The sequence below is a fragment of the Gemmatimonadales bacterium genome, assembly GCA_036500345.1.
GTDB lineage: Bacteria > Gemmatimonadota > Gemmatimonadetes > Gemmatimonadales > GWC2-71-9 > Palsa-1233.
Window position 1 is genome coordinate 115200 of record DASYCE010000008.1, and the last position, 22568, is coordinate 137767.

Genomic DNA, 22568 nt, shown 5'->3' on the forward strand with positions numbered 1-22568 from the left:
CGACGGCACACCGCTTGCCTTTTCGCACGGGGAGAGGGAGGGCGAACTCATGACACTGCCGGCGATCGTCAACACGGCGCGTGCGCTGTCGTATTACACGACCCTGCAGGACATCACCGCGAACAACCTCGCCAACGCCACCAGCGATGGCTTCAAGGGCGACATGGTCACCGCCCATTCGCTGGCGGGACAATCGCATCCGGTGCCGGTCCAGAGCGTCGACCTCAGCCAGGGAACCCTGCGCGACACCGGGCGTCCCCTCGACGTCGCACTTCAGGGTCACGGATTCACCGTGATCCAGACGCCGAACGGTGAGCGCCTCACCCGCGGCGGAGCGTACACGCTCAATCCGCAGGGAACCCTCGTCGATGCGCACGGTGACCCGGTCCTCGGCACTGGCGGGCCGATCTCGATCACCGGGAACAAGGTCGACATCAAGCCCGACGGGACGATCGTCGTCGACGGGGCGGTCGCCGGAAAACTCCGCCTCGAGACCGTCGCCGATCCATCGACCCTAGTGAAGGAAGGTGCCGGCCGCTTTATCGCCAACGGTCCCACCACCGATGCCACCGACGTCGGAGTCCATCAGGGAACTCTCGAGGACAGCAACGTCAACTCGCTCCTCGGTTCTGTCGATCTGGTCATGATCCAGCGCGCCTACGCATCCGGTGTCGACGCCCTGCACACGATGGACGGTGTCCTCGGCGGGGTCATTGAACTCGGTCGTCCTCCTCAATAACACCACTCCGGAGCCACCATGGATCCAGGACTGCGCACCTCGGCGAGCGGCATGATCGCCCAGCAGAAGATGGTCGACGTCATCGCCAACAACCTCGCCAACGTCAACACGACCGGCTTCAAGCGGAGCCGTGCCTCGTTCGAGGACGTCCTCTACGAGACGGTGCAGGGACCGCAGAGCAACGGGGACGCGACGATCGCGCCGATGCAGGTCGGTCACGGTGTCCGCCTCAACGCGGTCACGCGGATCGACGCGCAAGGCGGCCCGCAGGTCACCGAGCGGCCGCTCGACGTCGCGATCGACGGCGAAGGGTATTTCCAGGTGCAGATGCCCGATGGCAGCACCGCGTATACCCGCGACGGTTCGTTCTCGCTCTCGGAGAATGGTCAGATCGTCACCAGCGACGGCAACGCGCTGCTACCCAACATCGTGATCCCACCTGACTCGACCGCGATCACCATCGGCAACGACGGCACGGTGTCGGTTACCGGTGGCAAGAGCAACGACAGCACCCAGGTCGGCAAGATCGAGCTGGCGCGCTTCGCCAACCCGACTGGTCTCCTTGCGATGGGCGGCAATCTCTACGACGAAACCGTCGCGTCGGGGCCGCCGTCGATTGGGCAGCCGCAGATCGACGGCTTCGGCCGATTGCTGCAGGGGAATCTCGAATCGAGCAACGTCGAAGTGGTGCAGGAGATGACCGACATGATCGCGGCGCAGCGCGCCTACGAGATCAACGCCAAGGCCATCAGCACCGCCGAGAGCATGATGAAGTCGATCGATGATCTGCTGCAGTACTAGTCTGTTGTTCGCCTTCGCGATGTCGGCATCGCCGGTTCGCGCCGACACCGCGCCCGCGGCGCTCGCGTCGCGGGTCCGCGCCGCTGTTGCCGAGCGGTGGCACGTCGACTCGTCGCGACTGCAATTGCAGTGGGATCATCTCCCCGCGGCGTCGGATTCCGTCTTCGATGCCGCGGTGCGGATCACCGGCCAGGGGAACGATGGCTGGCTCGTCGCCGTCCTCGAGCCGGCGCACGGGATGGCGCGCGCCGTCCGCTTTCGCGCCGGAATCCTCCGTTCGCTCGCCGTCGCCGCGCGCCCGCTGCGCGCCGGGCAGACCCTCGGCGCCAGCGATCTCGCCATGCACGACGAAGTCGTCTGGTCGATGAATCTGGCCGCTGACGCCACTCCGGCAGCCGGGTGGGAAGTGCGCCGCGATGTGCCGACGGGCACCGTACTGACCAATGCCATGGTCGCCGCCCCGCGCGTCATCGCCGCCGGTGACGCTGTCGTCTTCTCGTGGGTGTCGAGCGGAGTGCGGATCGAGCGTGAAGCGCGCGCCGAGACTGCCGCTCGCGTTGGCGAAACGGTGCAGGGACGGGCCAACGGCGTCCGCCTCACCGGCACCGCGACCGGCCCCGGCACCGCTCGCCTCACGGAGGTGGTGCGATGAAAGCATTCGTGCTTGCAGCAGCGATCATCTTCCTCCCCGCGGCGACGCTCGCGGCACAGAAGAAGAACGCGCCGCCGCCCAAGGACACCGCCGTTCAGGCGCCGCCGGTGCCGCAAGGCCGGCTCTCTTGGACCTCCGATCGCCGTCCGCTGCGCGTCGGTGACCTTCTCACCATCGTCGTCGACGAACAGACCGCGGCCTCCGAGAGCAGCACCTCGACCGCGCACGCCAGCCGCGCCCAGAACGGCACCCTCAACACCGAGATCGCGCCCGAGAAGCTCCGCTCCCTCGGCATCGGTTATGACGCGTCGTCCGACGCCGGCAGCGCCGCCGGACGCCAGGGAGATCTCACTGCCGTTCTCTCGGTGCGGATCGTCGCGATCGAACCCGGTGGCATCGCCAAGGTGAGCGGGCAGAAGGTCGTCAACGTCGATGGTCGCAAGCAGGAAGTGAAGCTCGTCGGAACTGTGCGCGCCGAAGATGTCGCCGCCGACAACACGATCCTCTCCAACCGTGTCGCCGACGCGTTGATCTCCTATCAGGGGAAGAAGCTCGGACCGACCACGGGGATCCTCGGCAAGATCCTGGCGATCCTCTGGCCATGATCAACCTCCCAGTTCTTCGCCGCGGCATGACGCTGACTCTCGTTGCGATCGCATCGGTCACGATGTGCGCATCGGCACAGGTCCGCGTCGCCGACCTCACTACTCACGGCGGCGACGTCCCGGTGCGTCTCGTCGGCTACGGCCTCGTCGTCGGTCTCGATGGCAGCGGCGATCGCTCGTTCGGCAGTTCGTCGGGCGCGGTGCATACCGTTCGTTCGGTCACCAACCTCCTCCGTCGCTTCAACATCGAAGTCCCTGGCGATCGCCTGCGGCTGCGCAACGTCGCCGCCGTCCTGGTGACCGCCGAGGTCTCGCCGTATCTGCGGCCCGGTGGGCACTTCGAGATCCAGGTCGCCTCGATCGGCGATGCGACGTCGCTTCGCGGCGGCGTCCTCTGGATCACCCCGCTGGTGACTTCGCCCGATCTGCCGCCTGTTGCCTCGGCGCAGGGTCCCCTTCCGCTCGTCGAAGACGACGATCATCACTGGGGGAACCGCGGATCGGCGAGCGGTCGCGTGGCGCAGGGCGGCGTCCTCGAGACGGCGCTTCCCGCGCTCCCGCCGCAGACAGAAACGATCCTCGCCCTGCGTGATCCCGACCTGATGACCGCATCGCGCATCGCCGCGGCGATCAACAAGGCGCGCGGCGATTCAACAGCGAAGGTCGAAGATGCCGGAGCGGTGGCGCTCAAGCTCCCCGCCAATGCAACCGATAGTCCGCTGACCTTTCTGGCGGCACTCGATACGCTGCCAGTCACCGTACCAGCACCGGCCCGGATCGTGATCGACGCACACAACGGGATGGTCGTCGCCGGCGGCGACATGCACGTCGGCACCGCGGTCGTTTCGCTCCGGGGGATCACCGTGCGCGTCGGCGGCGACTCCACCGCGAAGCCCGTTCCCGGCGTCGTCGCAGTGAGCAGTGGCGCATCGGTCCGCGATATCGCCGTCGGCCTGCAGGCGCTTGGCGCGGTGCCATCTGAGGTCGCCGCGGTCTTCGACGGCTTGCGCGCCGCCGGCGCGATCGCCGCATCGGTCGTCGTCCGGTGACCGCACCGGTTGGCGGGATCCCGCTCAACGCCGTGGCTCATGCGCAGTCGCCCCAGGCGAAGCTGCAGGAAGCGGCCCATCAGCTTGAGTCGGTCTTCTACGGCCAGCTCTTCCAGGCGATGCGGCAGACGATTCCCGAAGGTTCGCTGATCCCGCGTGACAGCGGCGAACAGATGTTCACCTCGATGCTCGACGACCAGGTCGCCCGCGCCGCGAGCCAGCAGACCGAGCGCGGCCTCGCCACCGCGATCTATCACGAACTGGCGCGCTCACTTCCTGCCGCTCCGGCGCAGACCACGAACTCCGCAACGTCGCCCGCATCCACGCTGAAGCCGCTCGTCGACAGCACCCAATCCACTGGCATTCCACTCGGACAGACGCCGATCCCGATCAAGCCGAATGACTGATACCGCCGTCACCGAACGCGCTCCCGTCGCCGTTACTGGCATCGCGACCGATGCCACTGCGATCCTCGCCGCAATGCGCACCGAAGTCGCCCTCCTCGGCGAGCTCTGCGGTGCACTCGCCACCCAGCGCGACGGGATCGCCAGGGATGACGCCCCGCAGATCGAGGCGGCAACGCACCGCGTCTCGCGTGCGGTGCTCACCCTCGACGAAGCGCGCCGTCGTCGCGAGCAACTGACGCAACTCTTCAGCGGCGGCGACATGGTCCCGCTCGAACGCCTCGAAGAGGAATCCGGTTCGCCGATCCCCGGACTCGCCGCAATGCGCAGTTCGCTCCGCGGCGCGGCACAGGCCACCGTCCGCGATCTCGCCCTGAACCAGGCAATCCTGCGCGGCGCCCTGCGCGCCGGCGACGCGTATCTCCAGGCACTCTTCGCGTCGGTCGCCGACACAATCCCCGCCTACACTCCCGCTCAGCATCCACGCGCCCCCGCCGGCGTCGTGGTGAACCGGAGGGCGTAATGGCCGGTCTCTCCGATCTGCTCTCGATTGCCACCAGCGCGATGCAGACCCAGCAGCGCGCCCTCAACGTCACCGGCAACAACATCGCCAATACGTCGACGCCGGGATACACCCGCGAATCGCTCAACATCACCGAGGCGGTTCCCCTGCGCACGCCGGAGGGACTGGTCGGTCGCGGCGTCACCGACACCGGCGTCATCGCGCAGCGCGACACCTTCCTCGACGCCGCGTACCGGACCCAGCAGGGGATCTTCTCGCAGGCCGATTCGCTCAACACTCTGGTCACCCAGGTCCAGACCCTCTTCAATGAGCCGTCGGATCAGGGAATCGGTGCCACCCTCGACTCGTTCCTCGGCGCGTGGGGCGATCTCGCCAACGATCCGCAGAGCGGTGCCGCGCGCGTCGTCGTGCAGCAAGACGCGGTGCAGCTCACCCAGCAGTTTCATCAGCTCGATCAGGGGCTCGACCAGGTCTCGCAGAGCGCCAGCGATCAGTTCAAGAGCGACGTCGGCCAGATCAACTCGATCTCCTCGCAGATCGCCGAGCTCAACAAGCAGATCGTGGCGTTCGGTGGCCAGAACGATCAGGCGGCGCCGCTCCAGGACAAGCGCGGCGTCCTCCTCGATCAGCTCGCTGGGATCGCCAACACTCGCGTCCTCGATCGCGCCGACGGCTCGGTCGGCGTGATCGTCGGTGACGACCTGGTTGTGGATGAAGGAGTCTCGCAGCAACTCGAGACCCGTACCAAATCCGATGGCACGCTCGGTGTCGGCGTCGTCGGCGACACGAAATTCGTCGAGATCGACTCCGGCTCACTCGCCGGATTCAGTGACGTGATCAACAAGTCGGTGGCACAGGTACGCACTTCCCTCGACACCCTCGTCGCGGCGATGGTGCAGACGATCAACTCCTTGCACGAATCGGGAAAGACCACCGCCAACACCACCGGCACCGACTTCTTCGATCCTGCCGGCCTCACTGCCGCGTCGGTCAACCTCGCCGCGCCGATCGCCGCCTCGGCGTCGAACATCGTCACCGGCGCCACCAGTGCTGACGGCGACAACTCCGTCGCCCTCCAGATCGCGGCCCTCCGCACCACCGGCGTCGCGGCACTCGGCGGCACCACCCTCGGCGACAACTACACCTCGATCGTCACCGGCGTCGGCACGATGGTCAGCACCGCCACGCAGCAGTCAGCGGCGGCGAAGGTGATCTCCGACGGATTGCAGGCGCAGCGGTCGTCCGAAACCGGCGTCTCCACCAACGACGAAATGATTGCCCTGATCACCCAGCAGCAGGCGTTCACCGCGGCCGCGCACATCGTCACCGTTGCCGACGATCTGATGCAGGAAGTGCTCAAGATGGTATGACATGCTCGTCCTGAACCGGAAGGTTGGCGAGGCGATCGTCGTCGACGGCGACATCCGGATCGTGGTGATCTCGTCGGATCGTCGCGGCGTGCGCCTCGGGATCGAAGCGCCGCAGTCGACCAATATCCTGCGTGAGGAGTTGTTGAAGGAAGTTGAAGCGGAGAATCAGCGTGCCGGCGCCGGTGCCGCGGCGCTCGATTGGGTCGAGCGCCTGGCGCCGCTACCCGCTGCTCCGCCCGGAGCGGACCCGGTCTGAGGTCCAGCGCGGCAACGAGAAGGTAAAGCGCGCGCCGCGACCGGTGCGCGATTCAGTCCGAAGCTCCCCGCCATTTCGCTGCACCAGCTCCCGTGCCACCGTGAGGCCGATGCCGAGGTGGCCGCTCGCCGCACGCGTCGTGGCAAAGGCGTCGAAGAGATGACGCTTCACCCGCGGCGCGATGCCGGGACCGTCATCTTCGACGGTGACATTGATCGACTGCGCCGTCCCCTCGATCTGGACGATCACCGCCGCCGCCTTCCGCCCCGTAACCGCTTCCGACGCATTCATCAGCAGCGCGAAGAGCACTTCCGCGATGTCGGTTGCATTCGCCTTCGCGGGTTGGAGATGCGGCTCGTGCTCGATCACGAATTGCGGGAGCGGACCCCAATGCCCGTGCATCAGCGCCACGGCGTTCTCGGCGATCACCGACATGTTCACCGGTCCTGAACCGGCATCATCGGTGAACCGCTCCAGCTCGTTGATCTGCTCGGTGAGCGAATGATCGGCGGTCGACATCGCCTGCACCACCTGCGACGGCAGCTCGCGAATCCGTCGCGAAGTGTCGTGCGCCAGCCCGACAACCTGGGCCACGCTGCGAAGGCGATCGGCCGCAGCACTCGCGATGATCTGCGCCATCCGCGCGCGATGCGCCGAATGCAGCACATCGAAGCGGGTCGACGCGGTGGTCTTTGACGTGGCGTAACGGGTCGGACGCTTGGGGCGGACTACAGACTTCCGGCGGGTACGCTTCATCGGTTGAGCCGCCTCGTCGCCACCGCGTGTACGATCGGGTCGATTGCATGCCGCTCGGCGATCAGCCGCAGCGACGCCGGAGTAAGTACCGCCCCAGCTGACAGTAATTTGACCCCCGAAGACGTACACAGGTCGTGAACAAGCATCAGCCCCTCCGTCAGGTGCTCTACCCTTAGCGGTTCGAAATCTGGTTCGGATGTGTGCGGGTCCTGTTGGGAGACGACCAGGGCCAGTTCCGCCAGCACAGCCGGATCATAATATGTACCACTGTGTAACATCAACGATTCGATGGCGACTTGCGCTCCCCAGCGGCGGATCGCCCGAACCCAGAGGAAATCCCCGGTGGCGCGAAGAATCCGCGACCGCATCGGGATCTCCCCACGCTCGAGATGCACCAGCGAACCGCTTCCATCCCAGTTCGCCGCCATCCCGCCGATCAGCTTCGCAGTCCCGGTCAGCGCCGGAAGCCGGCTCAACAGCCCGGCCGACGCGGCCAGCACGCTCGGCGACACCGTTTCGAGCCGTGAAGCTGGCCCCGATTCGCTGAGCAGCCGGCCGATCTCGTGAAGCCTGGCCGCCCGGCGCATCTCCTCCAGCATCTCGGCCGGAACGTCGAGGCCGCGCGCCACCCGGAGCGACAGGCTAGCAAGTTCTTCGCCCCGGCGCTCCGCCGCAGGGTACGCCGCGTGGAGCAGCGCGACCAGGACGTCCTGGAGTTCGTCGACGGTGCGGTTCACCCGCTGGAATTCTTCAGCGGCAAGGGCGTTCACCGATCGTCGGCGCAGCAGCGCCTGCAGGCATGCCTGGACCTCTGCTGCGTGGACCGGTTCGGTCAGCACTGCGTCGGCATCCCAGGACCAGGCGTCGATCCGCGTCCCAAGTCCGTTCGGCCGCACCACGAGGACGAAGGCGACATCCGCCGGCGTGCGCCTGGTGCGCGCTTCGCGCAGCAGCTCGATCGCTGCCTCACCCGCGCTTCCCTCTGCGCAGACCACGGCGCGCAGCCCCGGCGTCTCCAGCGATTCGATCGCGCGCGCCGCAGTCGTCGCGGTGCGCACCCTGAAGTCGCTTCGTGCCGTCAACTCGAACGCCAGCTGTTCGAGTCGCGCGGCATCGTCATCGACGATCAGGACGGCGTTCATCATTTCTGCACCGCCACCTGATTGCTTCCTGCAGGCGTTGCGGCTGCTGCCGAATCAGGAACGTTCACCATGATGGTGATGCGACGATTCTGCGGCGCGAACGGGTCGGCAGGAATTCGCGGATCGCGATCGGCGAGGCCGCGCACGGCGAGGATCTGTTTCTCGATCACTCCGCCGCTCCGCAGCAGGCGGCGCGCGGCGTTGGCGCGGTCGGCCGATAGCTCCCAGTTGCCGTAGTTCACGTCGTTGGAAAACTGATGCGCGTCGGTGTGACCTTCCACGATCACCGGATACTGCGCATTCGCCAGCACCGATCCGATCGCTTCGATCAGCGTCTCGGCCCGCGGAAGCGGCCGCGCGCTCCCGCTGGCGAAGAAGACATCCGACGAATCTTCCAGCAGCGAGATCCGCAGCCCGTCTGGCGTGATTTCTATCGCGACATGGCCGTTGAGCGCCGCGAGCGAGCTGTTCGATTCGAGCGCGTTCTTCACCTGTTCACTCAGGCGCAGCAGCTTGTCGCGCTTCCCGTCGGCGGGCTGGATCTGCACCGTCGGCTTGGTCGGGAGCGCGGTCTGCCCCTGTCCCGGCATCACCGACGTGCCGAATTCATTGGCGCGGCCGAGCGGATCCTGGAAATACCCCGCGATCGCGGCGCGCACATCCGAGCTCTGCGTGATCAGCCAGAGGACCAGGAAGAGCGCCATCATCGCCGTCATGAAGTCCGCGAAGGCGACCTTCCATGCACCGCCGTGGTGGGCCTTGTGCACCCTCTTGCGGCGGACGATGTGAATCACCTGCTCGCGGTTGCTCTTCACGCGGCCTTCTCAAGGCGGGTCGTCTTGACCGCGGTCTCCATGTCGACAAAGGTCGGACGGTCGCCGGCGGTGATCGCCTTCCGTGCGAACTCCACCGCCACCATCGGCGGCAGATTCTTCGCGAAGGCGACAGTGCCGGCCTTGAAGACGAAGTAGAGTCGCGACTCGTCGGCGTTGCGCGCTTCCATGTTCGACGCGATCGGCGAGATGAAGCCGTACGACAGGAGAATGCCGAGGAAGGTGCCGACGAGCGCCGAGGCGACGTGATGACCGATCTGCTCGATCGGCCCGCCGAGACTCTGCATCGTCACCACGATGCCGAGCACCGCGGCGACGATCCCGATCCCGGGGAGCGCGTCGGCGAGGCGTTGCAGCGCCTGGACCGTCTTCTCGTCCGACTCGTGATGGACTTCGATCTCCATCTCGAGCATCGATTCGAGGTCGAACGCCGGGACGCTTCCCACCAGCACCGTCCTGAGCGCGTCGCAGAGGAATTCCACCGCATGGTGGTAGGCGAGGACCTGCGGGTAGCGCTTGAAGACGATCGACTGATCGGGCTGTTCGATATGCGACTCGATCGCGATCACCCCGTCGCGCCGCGCCAGCTGAAAGAGCTCGAAGAGGAGCTTGAGGGCGTCGAGGTAGAGCGGCTTCATCGACCCGCTCGGCTTCATCACCTTGGGGAGCTTCTGGACCAGCATCTTGAGGACCGCCGGCGGTGTTGAAATCAGCACCGTTCCGACCCCGGTCCCGCAGATCACGATCCATTCCGACCACGCCAGCAGGACGGCAAACGGGCCGCCGGCCAGGGCGAATCCGCCGAAAACCGCCACCATCACGACTATGAACCCAACGATCGCGTTCACGCCCGGGCTCCAGTCGCCGAGGAAGAAGGTCGGCTCATTATCGGCCGGATTCTCCCGACTATTACTGAGAGCTGCCTATTGTAGGAATGCCGCGCGGGGCCTACGCTTCATGCTGATCACAGACAGCGAGCGAGCTGGACACGGACACCACCACAGGGGGAGTCGTGGACATCGTCGAGGTCTTCAAGAAGTCACTCAATATCGCCAACGACCGGTCGGCGTCGGACATTCACGTCAGCGCCGGCGGACCGCTCCGGATGCGCGTCACCGGCGAGGTCATCCCCTTCGAGGACTGTCCATCGCTCACGCCGGAAGATGCCGAGGCGATCGGGCGCGAGATCCTGATCAATTCGCGCAAGGCGAACGAGAAGAACGTCGACGAAATACTCCGCCTCCTCACCGAGCTGGATTGCTCCTACTCGTTCCCCGGGCGCGGCCGCTATCGCGTCAACCTCTGTTCGCAGCGCGGTTCGCTCTCCGCCGTCCTCCGCGCCATCCCCGACGTCATCCCCACCTTCGAGCAGCTCGGTCTCCCCGAAGTCCTCCGCGACATCGCGATGGAAGACCGCGGCATGATCCTGGTGACCGGCACGACGGGAAGCGGGAAGACATCGACGCTCGCGTCGATGGTGGGATACGTCAATGAGCGGAAGGCGCGGAAGGTCGTCACGATCGAGGATCCGATTGAGTACCTCCACCGCGACCTCAAGTCGGTGGTCATCCAGCGCGAACTTGGTAACGACACCGATGGCTTCGAACCGGCGCTTCGTGCCGCGCTGCGCCAGGACCCCGACATCATCATGATCGGCGAGATGCGCGATCGGATCACGATCGACATCGCGCTCAAGGCCGCCGAGACCGGCCACCTCATCTTCTCGACGTTGCACACTACCGACGCACCGCGCGCGGTCACGCGCCTTGCGGCGGTCTTCGAGCCGAGCGAACAGTTGAGTGTGCGGAAGCGGCTCTCCGAAGTGCTCAAGGCGGTGGTGTCGCAGCGGCTCCTACCCCGCGCCGACGGGGTGAAGCGCGTCCTGGCGATGGAAGTGATGCGCAACACGCCGGCGATCGAGGAGTGCATTGCCGATCCCGACAAGACGATGATGATGCACGAGTTCATCTCGCAGGGCGGACCGGCGTACGGCATGCAGACCTTCGACCAGCATCTCACCGAACTCTACAACACCGGGGCGATCTCCCGCGAGGTCGCCATCTCCGCCTCAGCTTCCCCCGCCGACTTCGAGCGGAATCTGCAGTTCCAGTAATGTCATCCCGAGCGTAGCGAGGGATCGGCCCGCCCGCGCTTCGCTCGCCGGGGGGAACCGGCCATTCGGAGCGCCGGAACTCGCGCGCGCCGATTTACCACGATCGCTGTTCCTGAAAGAGGCGCGCGCTCAGACACCCGGCGCTTCCTGCTGGCCGGCCCCCCGGCCTCGCTTGCGCGCGGGGTCGAAGTGTAGGATCGCCGCGAAACCAGGCCCCACCGCATTTTCGTGTACCCGCGCGCAGCATCGACCTCGGTACTGTGCTATCGTCCCTGACCAGGCGGGCCGGTGCCGATTACAGCAAAGCTTTCACGCAACTTCCACGGTAAGCTGGGCGATGATGCCGCCAACGAACTCGTGAGCTGGCTCAATACGGTCGACGAGGACCTTCGCTCACAGCTTCGCGAGTTGAACGAGCAGAACTTTGCTCGCTTCGACGCCAAGCTGGACCAGCGATTTTCCGCGTTGGACAAACGATTTGCCGCCCAGGACGAGCGATTCGCCGCGTTGGGGGGAAAATTCGCGGTGCTCGAGGAGCGCCTTGACGGAAAGTTCTCCGCCCTCGACTGGAAGTTCACCGCGCTCGAGGAAAGGTTTGCGACGCACCAAGCAAGAATCGACGGCACGCTCGCGACATTCGAATCTCGGATGATTCGTTGGATGTTCATCTTCTGGAGCGGCACCATGGTGTCGACGGTCGGCTTGGTCTGGGCAATCGTGCGTCGGTAGGATGTCTGGAAGGCGGCGAATCGCTCGACGAATTCCTTCGCCAATTCCCCTCCGTCACTCGAGCCGGGGCAATCTCTGCGCTCGAACTGACTCGGGAGATGGTCTTAGCTAGTGCGCGTCCTTCTTGACGAAAATCTCCCGCACGACCCTGCAGTCCCATCAAATCGCCTCACGCAGGCGCACGCGCGTAAGCGAGGCCGGGGGGCCGGCCAGCAGGAGCGCGTCGGGTGTCTGAGCGCGCGCCTTTTTACTGCATCAGGATCGTAGTGCTTCGGCGCGCGCGAGTTCCGACGCCTCCAATGGTCGGTTCCCCCCGGCGAGCGCGCCGCGGGCGCGCGCAACTTCCGACGGCCTCCAATGGCCGGTTCCCCCCGGCGAGCCCTTCGATAAGCTCAGGGCGAGCGCGCCGCGGGCGCGCGCAACTTCCGACGGCCTCCAATGGTCGGTTCCCCCCGGCGAGCTAAGCGCGGGGGGTCATACGACCAACCCCCCGGCCTCGCTCGTGGGCGGCGCCGGAGGGTGATTGAGGCAAGCGGTACTAGTGACTGAGCAGCGCGATCAGGATGATGATCGGAATCGGCACGCCCAGGAGCCACAGGAGAATCGATCGCATATTGCCCCCGAGAGGTTAGAGGAGAATCACGTTGTCGCGCTGCCTGCCACCGATCGTCGCAGCCACGCTGGAGAAGAACGCCCCCGCGAGAATCGCCACGAAGATCCAGAGCAGCGAATGCGCCGTCGCCTTGCGCACGGCATCCGCATGCTGCTGCGCCATCCCGAACACCTGGCCGACCCGCCGCTCCGCATCACCCGCTGCGACGCCAGTGCGCCGAGCGACGACGGAACCGAGATAGCTCTTATCGGCCGGGGGCATTTCACCTTCCGCCAGCGCCTTCGTGAAGATCCGCCCCGCCTCGGCACGAACCACGGCGTTGTTCGAATCGGATGCCGCCGAAGCCGCCGGAGCCGCGACGGTCGCTGAGTCCGTCGCCCCGGCCGCGGGTGTCGCCGATGCCGTCCCGCGGAAGAGCATGTCGACGTAGTACTGATTCCCGGCGCTCGCCGCGTTCGCCTCTGCGGCGGGTGCGGGCGATGCGAGGGCTGCGCCGGCCATCACTGCGGCAGCGGTCGTCAGGAACGCCGCGGTCGCCACCAGCGCCAATCCCCAGGAGAGCAAGCCGTGAGCGGTATCGCGGAAGTACACCTCGTCGCCGTGGATCGTCGGCCAGCGGGAACGCAGCCGGCCGGCGATGTACCCGCCGAGCGACCCGCTCAGCACCTGCATCACGATCAGCCACACGATCGCGCCGATCGCGATGGTGGTGGTGGATGCGCCGAGTCGCGACCACGGCGACACCGCCGACAGCCCGAGCCCGGTGCCGAGGGAGAGGAGGATCAGGTCGAGCGCGGCGGTGGCGACCGCGCCTGCGATCACCGCGGCCCAAGCCACTCCCGACGCGTTGGGGCTCGATGCGGCGTCCGCATCCGTCATGACCGCCGGCCCTAATTCGATGATTTCTTCCACGGGTTCCGTCCTGTCATCGTGATGTTTGACGAGCGTTGCATCGTCTTCGGTGCAGTTACGGAGCAGTTACGAAACACAAACGACGTGGATCAATCGATAGACTGCACAACACACGTACACCTCGCCGGCCCGCGCGTCAGCGAGGCCGGGGGACCGGCCAGCAGGGGCGCCGGGTGTCTGAGCGCGCGCCTATAAGTGGTTTGGCGATCTGTGAAGTGCGGCGCGCGCGAGTTCCGGCGCGCCGAATGGCCGGTTCCCCCGGCGAGCGCAGCGCGGGCCCCACAGGACTACTTGGACTGCGGCCGGAGCGTCAGATCGAGCGCCAGATACAGGGTCTTGCTGAACGGAAAAAGGACCAGCGGCCCCGCGATCATGAGGATGACGCCGGCCCACTCCAGCGTCCTCCACGGTGGGTTCGGCCAGGTCATCGCCAGCGCCAGCACGAACAGCCCCGCGAACAACGCGAACAGCACCGTGATCCCGATGAAGTACGAGCCGACCTGATAGCCCGACTCGTCGCGATTGAGGTCGAGATCGCAGTTGGGGCAGCGGTCCCTAAAGCGAAACCACGAGATCATGATGTCACTGTTGCCACAGCGCGGACAGCGAAGGAGAAGCGCTCGCATGAAGTTCCTGATCATATCGAAATATCGCACCGAACCGTTTTCGCTGTGGCCACTTACGGTCGTGCGCGCGAATTGCGGTGCGGCGTCTTCTGCGCTGAGGCGCGACCACAACATTGTGCGCGCCCGTTCGGATGACATCTCGATACCTCAATGGAGCAGACCATGGCGGATCAGCATTCCTCGCAGAGCGGCGCACCGGGCTCGCAGCAGGGGACCAGCGGCAGCAACACCAGCGGATCAAAGAGCGGCACCGGCACTGGCACCGGAAGCAGCGGCTCCACGAGCTCGGGGTCGAAGCAGGGCAGCGGCTCCTCGACCAGCGGCAACCAGGGCGGGATGGGCGGCAGCGGGAGCAACAGCAACACCAGCGGATCGAAGAACGGCACCAGCGGTGGCAGCAGCAATCAGGGGAACAATCAGGGCGGCCAGCAGGGCGGGATGAGCGGCAGCGGCAGCAGCACCGGCGGGTCGAAGGGGACCGGCAGCGGCAACCAGGGCGGCATGGGCGGCAGCAGCGGATCGAAGAACGGCAGCAGCGGCAATCAGAGCGGCACCGGTGGCAGCAGTGGTTCGAAGGGCGGCAGCAACACCGATCAGCGCGGCGGCGGGGCCGGTGGTGGTGACAAGTACGCGACCGACTCCGATGACAAGACCAACTACGGCGCATCCGGGAACAAGGGGAACAGCAGCTCGTCGAACAGCAGCGCGTCGAAGCCGAGCGGGACGGGGATGAAGGGTGGCGGAAGCAGCGACAACGACGAGAGCGGCAGTGACGAGGGTGGCAGCGAAGATGATTCGGAGGACGACCCAGCAGGGTACCGCGCATCAATGAGGGATGAAGGGAGCCTGGAAATGAACGACGATTCGGATTACGGCTCGCGCAGCGGTGGAAGCGCGGGCCGAGCCAGTGGGCGGTGGCGGAGCAACAGCAGCGACCGCAACAGCATCAACGACCGGAGCCGTTCGGCCGGTCAGTGGTCCGACTCGAACCTGGCCCAGCGCCGCGGGCAGTCCGACTACGGCTACGGCTCAGGCGGATCATATGGTTCGGGTTCAGGTGGATCGTACGGCTCGGGGTCCGGTGGATCATCTGGCCCGGGGTCGTATGGGTATGGCTCAGGGCGGTATGGGACGGGATCGAGCGGCTCGTATGGATCGGGTTCGCGTGGATCGTACGCGTCGCCGTTCTCGCTGATGCGGCGGATGGCGGAGGACATGGACCGGATCCTGGACGATTACGGCCTGGGCGTGGGTGCTGCGCATCACAGCGGCAACGCGCTCAGTGCTGGCGACAGCTGGCAGCATCAGAGCACCCCGTCGCAGCAGTCGACGTCGCAGCAGTCGTTGTCCGAGTCGACCTGGAATCCTGAGGTCGAGGTCTTCCACCGTGGCGACAAGGTTGTTGTGAGGGCTGATTTGCCGGGATTGAAGAAGGAAGACGTCCATGTTGATGTGGAGGACGACATCCTGACGATCTCCGGCGAGCGGAGCCACGAAGAGAAGAACGATCGCAAGGATTACTACCAGAGCGAGCGGAGTTACGGGAAGTTCTGGCGGGCGATCGCGCTGCCCGATGGAGTCGACGCCGACGACTGCGACGCGAAGTTCAAGGACGGCGTGCTGGAGGTCGAATTCAAGGCGCCGGAGCCGGAGCAGCGGCGGAAGAAGTCGATTTCGATTCACTAGCAGGTGGTGGTGCAGGGGATGCAGGTGATGGGGGACGGGATGCGGCGCCGGTGAAGGTGGACCGGCGCCGTTGTCCTAGTGGAAGGTGGCGCTACTCCTTGATCCGTTCGCCCACGACGCTTTCGAACCCGTCGCTGTCGGTGTCGATCCCCCAGAACGTTGTTCGCGACACCACCACCGGTCGCATGATCCGCGGCAGGGTCAGCGTGCCGACCAGTGCGCCATGTGGATCGAAGATCTCCCATGGTGCTGTCGTCGCGTCGGGTTGCATCCGTAGCCAGACCGTCCCGTCGCCTCCGGCGATAACAATTGTGACCGGCACCTCATAGGCGGCGATTTTCACGGACTTGAGCGTCGAGGCCAACGGCTCCGGGAGGGGCTGTCCGCTGGCCGGATGAATCCGCGCTTCGATCGTGCTGTCGGCGAGGTGTTTTGAGATCGCGATTGCCGGTGAGGTCAGTGCCTTGGAGTAGATCGTGTCCCCGCGCGACGAGACCAGTGTCAGCCTGTACTTCGCGGTCGGTGTCGTCGGATTGCTCTGATCGAGAATCGCGATATCGCTTCCACTCGGTGCGATGTCGTAAATCGCGCCCTGGCAGAACGGGATCCTGACCTGGCGCCGGTCGACCCGCACGCCACACTCTCGCGCCGAGTAGTATGCAAGAACTCGTTGCAGGATTGCGTTGCGGGTCACGCGCAGGAACGGCTTTCGATCGGCTTCGAGGGGATACCATGTTGGACGTGACTCGTTGCGCGTGCGGATCGAGGCCATCATCGAGCCGTCCGCGTAAATCGCCATCGGCAGGATTCCGGCGAGGTCTGGCGTGCCGACGGTGTCGCCATTGGCGGCCGTGACGAGGTGAGCCCATTGGAAGTCGCGGATCAGTTTCCGGTCGGGGGAGATCATCGTGGTGCGGACGTTGTCGAAGTCGTTGACCCATAGGGTATCGCCGACCCAGCCGATGTTCGCCATGTTGCGGAACTCACCGGGCCCCTCGCCGCTACGGCCGTAGGTGCCGAGGCGCTTGCCGGTGGGGGAGAAGAAGAGGACGGAGAAGTCGCTGGGCTGAAGGACGGCGATGGTGCCATTCGGGGCGACGCCGATCCAGCTGAGTCCGGAGAGGTTCTCGGCGGTGGCGTCGATGCGGAGGTCGGGGACGGCAGAGAGGGTCTTGGGCGTCGATTGCGCCGCTGTGCCGGCCAGCGGAATGAGCAAGGCCAGGGCGGCCAGCGCACGGCGGAAGCTGCGAGGGGCGGCTCGGGTTGGCATAACGTAAGTCTACGTCATGGTTTGGGAGGTGAGAGCGGGTCTTGGCGGCTTTTCCGAGGGGGTCAGTTGCCTTAGCTTATCGCCCGAGTGGGGCCTGTAGCTCAGGTGGTTAGAGCGCACGCCTGATAAGCGTGAGGTCGGAGGTTCAACTCCTCCCAGGCCCACTGATCGTAAAGCGAAGTCCCGCATGGCGATACCTGCTCTGCGGGACTTCGCATTTTCACGATTTTTCGTTGGGAGTGGCCAATTGCAGTGGCCAAACGGACACCACGAAAACTAGATCGACACTGAGACGAGACGTGTTCGATTCGCCAATGACTTTTTCATGGTAGCTGTATCGGCCCGCTGGTAGCACTTGAGGATCGTTTGCGGCTCCTTCCAACCGCCGAGGTAGCAAAGATCCTTGAGCGGTGTCTCCTTCATCTCCGTGGCAAACTTTCTGCGCAGCGAATGCCATCCCATGCCGGGTTGGTGGGCGATCTTCGCTAGTGCCTCGCCACGTTGCCACCAATCGCGCCAGAGATGCCGCGACACCGGCTCCATGCTGTTCCCCGGTGCCGCGAAGATCCACGTGTCGCCAATGAACGGGTAACTCTTCCGCCTCCGCTGTAGCGCCGCCAACAATTCTGGCGTCATTGGCGTCTGATGTTCGAATCCGATCTTGTCGTGCGTAGCTCGCCACCGAACCGTTTCATCCTCGAAATTCACATCGGACCACCGCAACATGCTGATTGCTCCGATCCGGTGTCCGGTTTCGTTGGCGACAATCAGGGCGGTTTCAAACGTTGGATCGATCTGTGCCGCCACCGCGAGCAACGCGAGGTACGTCTCGTCATTCACGATGGGCCGCCTTGGCGATTCTTCCTTGGGGTAGTGCAGACCGTGCAGCGGGTTGCGCATGATGAGCGGACGGCCATCGTCATCGGTAACCGACATTGCCCAATTGATTGCCGAGCGGAGCAATTTGAGATCGTGTGTAATGACGCGATTACCCACCGGCTTACCCCTCACACGCCCGACACGTTGGTCGCCTCCCTTACGCCGCCAGACGATGTACTTGTCCCAATCGCGGCGATTGAGCGTTGACACTTTGCGGTCAGGGCCAAAGCAATGCAGGAACAACATTGCCGCCCGCTTGTCGTGGTGGCGTTTGCTCACCCCTTTTTGTGGTGTGACCTCACGCAAGTAATTATCAAAGAGCGAATGGAGTGTGGTCTCCTTGATGACGACCTTTTCCGGCTCGCGCAGTGCAAGCGCCACTTCCTCTGTCTTCTTCTTCGCGGCTTCCTGGTCCCGGTGCCCTAGGGCAATCCGTTTCTTCTTGCCGCGCTCGCGAAATTCGAGGAAGATCATGCCGGTTTCCGGACTTTCGAATGCACAGACCCGGTTCCGGCCCCACTCCCCAGCTGAGAAGCTCCATCGTTTCGCATCGGTCATCGTGGTACCCCTTTCTTGGAGTTCACGACAGCCCGCGCGATCTGCCCGGATGTAGCACCGGGAAGTTTGAAGGGAGGCGGGAAGGACCGCAACAGGGAAGGCTTCCGGGGCAGGTCGGACCGCCTGATTCTAGGCGCTTTCGGGCGGCCAACGTTGGGAATCTTCCCCTTACGAACCAGTGTGCCCAGATGGTCGGGGGAGTAGCCGGACTCGGCAGCGGCCTCGTGAAGGTTGAGCGCGACCTCCATTTCGGCACTGACTACGGCCTCGAAATCGGACAACATTTCTTCGCATAGCTCGGCGCCGTCAACCGTGGCGTGTCGGCGCCGCAGTGCTTCAGCTTCACTGCGCCACTTGGCGCGAAAATCATTTGGCGTCATCGCCGTTCCTCCTCCATGCGAAGGATCGTGCGATACAACCAGTCGTACCGGTCGAGCTGTACGATTTCGTATGGCGAACGACTGTGCGGCGGACACCAGCCTTCAGTTCTCCCACCGTAGTAGTGATACATGATGAAGACCCATCGCCGGTAATCGGCTCGCAACGCCCCAATTGTCTCATCCACAAGCATCTGCTGCGCGTCGTCACTTGTCGCGATGAGTCGTACGGTATCGTCTCCACATCTTTGGAGCGCAGCCCGAAATAGCCGTTCGGCTTCGTTCAAGAACCGAATAGGCGGCGGGCCAGCGAACAGATCTTCGTTTTCGGGCGGATCGTCAAACCGCACGAGGTCAAGACCGGCGAGCTGGTTGTCATCGAAAAGATCGTCCATGATGTGTCGCAGGATGTGTTGGCGGAGTACTCTGGGGTCGCGTTCCCGTTGCTCGCCTGCTTGGGGGATTTGCAACTGGGGTTCGACGTTCTTCACGTAGCGCTGAACCGTACGGACGCTGCTACCGACTCGCGCGGCGATCTGGCCGTAGCCAACTCCCTGACGACGGAGCGCGACCATCTGGTCGATTCTTTCTTGATCGACCCGTTGGCCGCCCGCTCGCTTGGGCGCCACGTCGGCAGGTCTGGTTTTTTGGGACTTACTCATCGAACCGCCTCGCTTCTGCTATCGGACTCAATCCCGCCACAATCCGGTCTGGCGACGGTCGCCGCCGTGTCATGCCGAGGACTCGACGTCCCGTTGTTTTCGGCCCGATCCCCGGGACGTGCCGCCCCCGGGGACGGGGGCTGGATGGCAACGTGTGCTAACAGATCGCCGAAATAAAAAGCCCCAAGGTCTCGTCAGCTGCCGTCGTGCCCCGGGACACGGTACTGTGGGTTCCGGGCGATGAAGTCGAGCAAGTGCTGGACGTGGATTACAAGCGTTCCATCGTCGGCTTTGCCGCCCACCAGGCGTCCGTTCTCGACCCACTTGTAGATCGCCACTCGGGTTACCTGCGGCCGCAAGATGACCCCAGCCTCGATATGGGTAACCCAGTCATTCAGCCCGACGTGCCTGTTGAACTGGCGCCCGCCACGCGTGTACATGAGATCGAAGCCGTTGTTGTCCGGGGACGTGAAAGCTTCGATTCCTTCGGGGCGGTAGTAGGCCAAAGCGGCTCCTGGTGGCACTTTATGCTAACACCCGGGCATCCTGCGTCAAGCCTTAGTTACAACTGGGCCGTCGGCCGGTCGATCTGGGGTAGCTTCATGGACATATCCCGGCCCAATGACTGGTGAGCTTTCGCCCGTCCATGTGTATCGCTGCCCTTGGGGTGCTCGCCATATCATGAACAAGTCCAAACATCGCAGGACGATGCGGCGATGGTCAGCGTCGAGGGCGATAGTTAGCGGGTCGATGTATCGGCGGGCTTCCGTCCCAAGCACCAAGGCGTGCCGCGGGTGAGTCGCTACGCCCAATTGGCGTCGGCCGTTGACCGTGCCTTTGAGACGCGCCAACCAGTGATCCTGTTTGGGGCGTGGAAGCCTTCAGGCTCGTTGCCCGCTGCGGTCGCTGCGCTGTTGTTGCGTAGTGTTGACCGCCTCAGCCAGCAGGTGCCGATCAATCCCACAGTAGGATTCGTTCCGTTTGTTCGGATTGACGACGCGGCGCTCAGCCGCCCGGTTCGAGTGTCCGGAGTGGTGACGTCCCGCAAGCGTGCGCGCGTCGGGCGAATCGCGGCACCCCGCAAGCATTCACTCGATCTGATTCAAACCGATTGGGATGTTGCCGCCCAGGTTGCCGCGGCGGAAGCACCGCAATCGCGCCTGCCGATCAAATCGTTCTTCGCTGTCGATCATGTCGATTTGGACGGCCGTCTCACGCCTGGATCACGTTCCGGGCTTGGACATCACACCAAGCGACAGCTGCCTCGAGTCCCTGCCCTCCGAGTCGTCACGCCGCGGGCGGCCTCGCCCGCAGCAATTGCAGGACTGTCCGGCTGCGAGTTGCTTTTGATCCGCCTTCGAACGCGTGGGACCCGGACCGTTGAACTGATCAGCGACATGCTCGCCCGATTGCCGCGCGACATGCCCGTCATCGTCGCTGCTGATACGGCGTCAGAACTGTCCACATTCTCGGATGCGCTTCCCGTGTCGCTTTCTAATCCGGCGATCGCGCTTTCCCCGGCTCCGAAAACACCAGCCATGGTAGTTCTTTCGACGGGGCAGGCTCGACTTCAGCTTGAAGAACAGTTTCGGTACGCTCTGCCGACGTCGGACATGAGTCAAGACGAGGCAGCAATCGCGGCGCTGGGTCTTGCTACGTGGAATGCCCAGTGGCGATCGATCGCCGATGCTAGTTCGTCATCTGGGTCTCGTGATCGGCTTGGTCGAGCGATCACCGACCTTCGTCGAGTCAGCCAATCCTCTGCTGATCGTTTTTCACTTATGCTCGACGTGCTCTCTCGTACAACGGCGGACGCAGTAGCCCTCGGGCATGAAAGGCGTCGAATCGTGGAGGCCGCCGTTGCAAATGCGGCGACAAGAACCGGGGCGAAGGTACTAGTAGTAGTCGGACACCATGCGGAGACCGCTGTACTTCAGCAAGTTGCGATAGCCCGCGGCTGGTCACGCGATGTTGGCGTGGTCGTGGCCCGCGACGCCGCACGCCTACGGCACCCTGCTGATTTCGTCATTGTTTGCGGCAACTACGGACCCGAGACAATGGATATCGCGCTGGCATCGTCCCCGACGTCAATAACCTGGGTGCTGGATCCAATTGAGACCTTCCAGGCATCGGGGCAGGTACACTTTCAAGCGTCAGTTCTACATCGGGTCGGACTTGCGAGCATGGCCGATGTGTTGGCCGTCATGGATCACGCCCTTTCCGAAGCTGCAGCTGGGACGCGTGCCCCCACCGTGGATCACCACCCAGGGTTGTTTGATTGGGCGCACGGACCGGCGATCGCCCGCGCGGGCGTCGGCATGGACGCAGTTGAATCACAGGAGGAGATTGATTCAGATGCGGATATGGTCGTCCTACTGGAGAGTGGCATACAGCTGCGTGTCAACGCGGCACGACGCTTTGACGTCATGCGGTCACAGTCGCCCCACCCAGAATCGGTAAAGGCCGCGGATCTTCGGCCCGGAGACGAAATCCTTCTCATTCGCGGTGCGCACCAAAGTACGCTAGCGGAGCTCCTGCTCGAGGACATGGATACCTCTGAACTTCAGGCCGAGGCGAACGCGCGGACACTTTGGGGTACAATTGTTCGCAGCTTGATCGCGACGAACCGCCTCAAAGCTGCCAACATCGCGAGGGCCCTCAAGAGCGACGGGCTAGTGGTTTCTAGCCAACGTGTGGCCGCATGGATGCGTCCCGGCACCGATCAGAGCACGCCCCGCGATTGGAAAGAATTTCTCGGCTTCAGTCGCGCAATTGGGATGGGCCTTCCGGACGGCGATCTGCGGGCTTCGTTTGAGGCCATCAAGCGGTGGCGTATTGGGCATCGATTGCGTGGGCGCGAAGTCGTGAGGGCCGTGCGGTTGGCATACTTTGGTGGATTGTCGGCCGCGGACCTGGCAAAGATTGAATCACGATGGGGGTTCGGCGTTCGCGACCTTATCGAAGGGTGTTCCCTCGATGAAGTCGAAGCTGTGATTCGAATTAAGTGAGGTAC

At 64.4% G+C, this 22568-nt stretch carries 24 protein-coding genes and 1 tRNA gene; 14 read left to right on the forward strand and 11 right to left on the reverse strand.

All coding sequences use genetic code 11. From position 1 onward, the window contains the following. Positions 1–49: 49 nt before the first annotated feature. From VGM20_04825 to csrA, 9 genes are read left to right on the forward strand one after another with little or no spacing between them, the layout of a single operon-like run. Entirely contained in the window at positions 50–739 is a 690-nt protein-coding gene (locus VGM20_04825; GenBank protein ID HEY4100185.1) for a flagellar hook-basal body complex protein, read from the forward strand. Between the two features lie 18 nt (positions 740–757). Continuing rightward, entirely contained in the window at positions 758–1540 is a 783-nt protein-coding gene (gene flgG / locus VGM20_04830; protein HEY4100186.1) for a flagellar basal-body rod protein FlgG, read from the forward strand. Positions 1541–1559: 19 nt separating this feature from the next. Next, complete coding sequence (gene flgA / locus VGM20_04835) at positions 1560–2192, forward strand: flagellar basal body P-ring formation chaperone FlgA (protein ID HEY4100187.1); 633 nt, start codon at positions 1560–1562, stop codon at positions 2190–2192. Continuing rightward, complete coding sequence (locus tag VGM20_04840; protein HEY4100188.1) at positions 2189–2797, forward strand: flagellar basal body L-ring protein FlgH; 609 nt, start codon at positions 2189–2191, stop codon at positions 2795–2797. Before flgA ends, VGM20_04840 begins: the two co-directional genes overlap by 4 nt. After that, positions 2794–3846, forward strand: coding sequence for a flagellar basal body P-ring protein FlgI (locus tag VGM20_04845; GenBank protein HEY4100189.1), 1053 nt, complete (start codon positions 2794–2796; stop codon positions 3844–3846). Before VGM20_04840 ends, VGM20_04845 begins: the two co-directional genes overlap by 4 nt. Beyond that, the gene (locus VGM20_04850; protein HEY4100190.1) at positions 3843–4253 is read left to right on the forward strand and encodes a rod-binding protein; all 411 of its coding nucleotides are present in this window, start codon (positions 3843–3845) and stop codon (positions 4251–4253) included. The genes VGM20_04845 and VGM20_04850 overlap by 4 nt, the downstream gene beginning before the upstream one ends. After that, positions 4246–4773: a hypothetical protein gene (locus tag VGM20_04855; protein HEY4100191.1), complete on the forward strand. Its 528-nt coding sequence runs from the start codon at positions 4246–4248 to the stop codon at positions 4771–4773. The genes VGM20_04850 and VGM20_04855 overlap by 8 nt, the downstream gene beginning before the upstream one ends. Further along, positions 4773–6143 (forward strand): flagellar hook-associated protein FlgK, encoded by a 1371-nt coding sequence (gene flgK / locus VGM20_04860; protein HEY4100192.1) that lies wholly within the window; start codon positions 4773–4775, stop codon positions 6141–6143. The genes VGM20_04855 and flgK overlap by 1 nt, the downstream gene beginning before the upstream one ends. A 1-nt stretch (position 6144) precedes the next feature. After that, positions 6145–6399 (forward strand): carbon storage regulator CsrA, encoded by a 255-nt coding sequence (csrA, locus tag VGM20_04865; GenBank protein HEY4100193.1) that lies wholly within the window; start codon positions 6145–6147, stop codon positions 6397–6399. Here csrA and VGM20_04870 read toward each other — a convergent pair. Genes VGM20_04870 through motA form a run of 4 tightly spaced genes read right to left on the reverse strand, consistent with a single transcriptional unit; the run spans position 6364 to position 9978 of the window. Next, positions 6364–7155, reverse strand: coding sequence for a HAMP domain-containing sensor histidine kinase (locus VGM20_04870; protein HEY4100194.1), 792 nt, complete (start codon positions 7153–7155; stop codon positions 6364–6366). The two genes, csrA and VGM20_04870, sit on opposite strands and share 36 nt — an antisense overlap. Continuing rightward, positions 7152–8300 carry an HD domain-containing phosphohydrolase gene (locus tag VGM20_04875; protein ID HEY4100195.1) on the reverse strand — a complete coding sequence of 383 codons (1149 nt, stop codon included), beginning with the start codon at positions 8298–8300 and terminating at the stop codon, positions 7152–7154. The genes VGM20_04870 and VGM20_04875 overlap by 4 nt, the downstream gene beginning before the upstream one ends. Next, on the reverse strand, positions 8297–9112 hold the full coding sequence (locus tag VGM20_04880) for a flagellar motor protein MotB (GenBank protein HEY4100196.1): 816 nt from the start codon (positions 9110–9112) through the stop codon (positions 8297–8299). The genes VGM20_04875 and VGM20_04880 overlap by 4 nt, the downstream gene beginning before the upstream one ends. After that, the gene (gene motA, locus VGM20_04885; GenBank protein ID HEY4100197.1) at positions 9109–9978 is read right to left on the reverse strand and encodes a flagellar motor stator protein MotA; all 870 of its coding nucleotides are present in this window, start codon (positions 9976–9978) and stop codon (positions 9109–9111) included. The genes VGM20_04880 and motA overlap by 4 nt, the downstream gene beginning before the upstream one ends. A 164-nt stretch (positions 9979–10142) precedes the next feature. Here motA and VGM20_04890 point away from each other — a divergent pair, with 164 nt between their 5' ends. Together VGM20_04890 and VGM20_04895 are read left to right on the forward strand one after the other, a co-directional pair. Beyond that, positions 10143–11243: a PilT/PilU family type 4a pilus ATPase gene (locus VGM20_04890; GenBank protein HEY4100198.1), complete on the forward strand. Its 1101-nt coding sequence runs from the start codon at positions 10143–10145 to the stop codon at positions 11241–11243. A gap of 288 nt (positions 11244–11531) precedes the next feature. Beyond that, complete coding sequence (locus tag VGM20_04895) at positions 11532–11972, forward strand: hypothetical protein (protein HEY4100199.1); 441 nt, start codon at positions 11532–11534, stop codon at positions 11970–11972. A 628-nt stretch (positions 11973–12600) separates the two neighbouring features. On the opposite strand, the gene VGM20_04900 is transcribed toward VGM20_04895, so the two are convergent. Both VGM20_04900 and VGM20_04905 read right to left on the reverse strand, forming a co-directional pair. Then, entirely contained in the window at positions 12601–13464 is an 864-nt protein-coding gene (locus VGM20_04900; protein HEY4100200.1) for a hypothetical protein, read from the reverse strand. Between the two features lie 320 nt (positions 13465–13784). Continuing rightward, on the reverse strand, positions 13785–14138 hold the full coding sequence (locus VGM20_04905) for a DUF983 domain-containing protein (GenBank protein HEY4100201.1): 354 nt from the start codon (positions 14136–14138) through the stop codon (positions 13785–13787). 147 nt (positions 14139–14285) lie between these two features. Here VGM20_04905 and VGM20_04910 point away from each other — a divergent pair, with 147 nt between their 5' ends. Beyond that, positions 14286–15809: an Hsp20/alpha crystallin family protein gene (locus tag VGM20_04910; GenBank protein HEY4100202.1), complete on the forward strand. Its 1524-nt coding sequence runs from the start codon at positions 14286–14288 to the stop codon at positions 15807–15809. A gap of 91 nt (positions 15810–15900) precedes the next feature. Here VGM20_04910 and VGM20_04915 read toward each other — a convergent pair whose 3' ends face one another. Next, entirely contained in the window at positions 15901–17079 is a 1179-nt protein-coding gene (locus VGM20_04915) for a hypothetical protein (GenBank protein HEY4100203.1), read from the reverse strand. Between the two features lie 90 nt (positions 17080–17169). Between VGM20_04915 and VGM20_04920 the strand changes: the two genes are divergently transcribed. Beyond that, positions 17170–17243 (forward strand) — tRNA-Ile (locus VGM20_04920). Between the two features lie 112 nt (positions 17244–17355). Here the strand turns inward: VGM20_04920 and VGM20_04925 are convergent. The 4 genes from VGM20_04925 to VGM20_04940 form a co-directional block, all read right to left on the reverse strand. Then, a complete protein-coding gene (locus VGM20_04925) occupies positions 17356–18516 on the reverse strand; it encodes a site-specific integrase (GenBank protein HEY4100204.1) in 1161 nt (386 codons plus the stop codon). Beyond that, on the reverse strand, positions 18513–18896 hold the full coding sequence (locus VGM20_04930) for a hypothetical protein (protein ID HEY4100205.1): 384 nt from the start codon (positions 18894–18896) through the stop codon (positions 18513–18515). Before VGM20_04930 ends, VGM20_04925 begins: the two co-directional genes overlap by 4 nt. After that, complete coding sequence (locus tag VGM20_04935) at positions 18893–19555, reverse strand: hypothetical protein (GenBank protein HEY4100206.1); 663 nt, start codon at positions 19553–19555, stop codon at positions 18893–18895. The genes VGM20_04930 and VGM20_04935 overlap by 4 nt, the downstream gene beginning before the upstream one ends. A gap of 194 nt (positions 19556–19749) precedes the next feature. After that, on the reverse strand, positions 19750–20061 hold the full coding sequence (locus tag VGM20_04940) for a hypothetical protein (protein HEY4100207.1): 312 nt from the start codon (positions 20059–20061) through the stop codon (positions 19750–19752). 288 nt (positions 20062–20349) lie between these two features. On the opposite strand from VGM20_04940, the gene VGM20_04945 reads away from it, so the two are divergent. Beyond that, positions 20350–22563: a hypothetical protein gene (locus VGM20_04945; protein ID HEY4100208.1), complete on the forward strand. Its 2214-nt coding sequence runs from the start codon at positions 20350–20352 to the stop codon at positions 22561–22563. Positions 22564–22568: the final 5 nt, after the last annotated feature.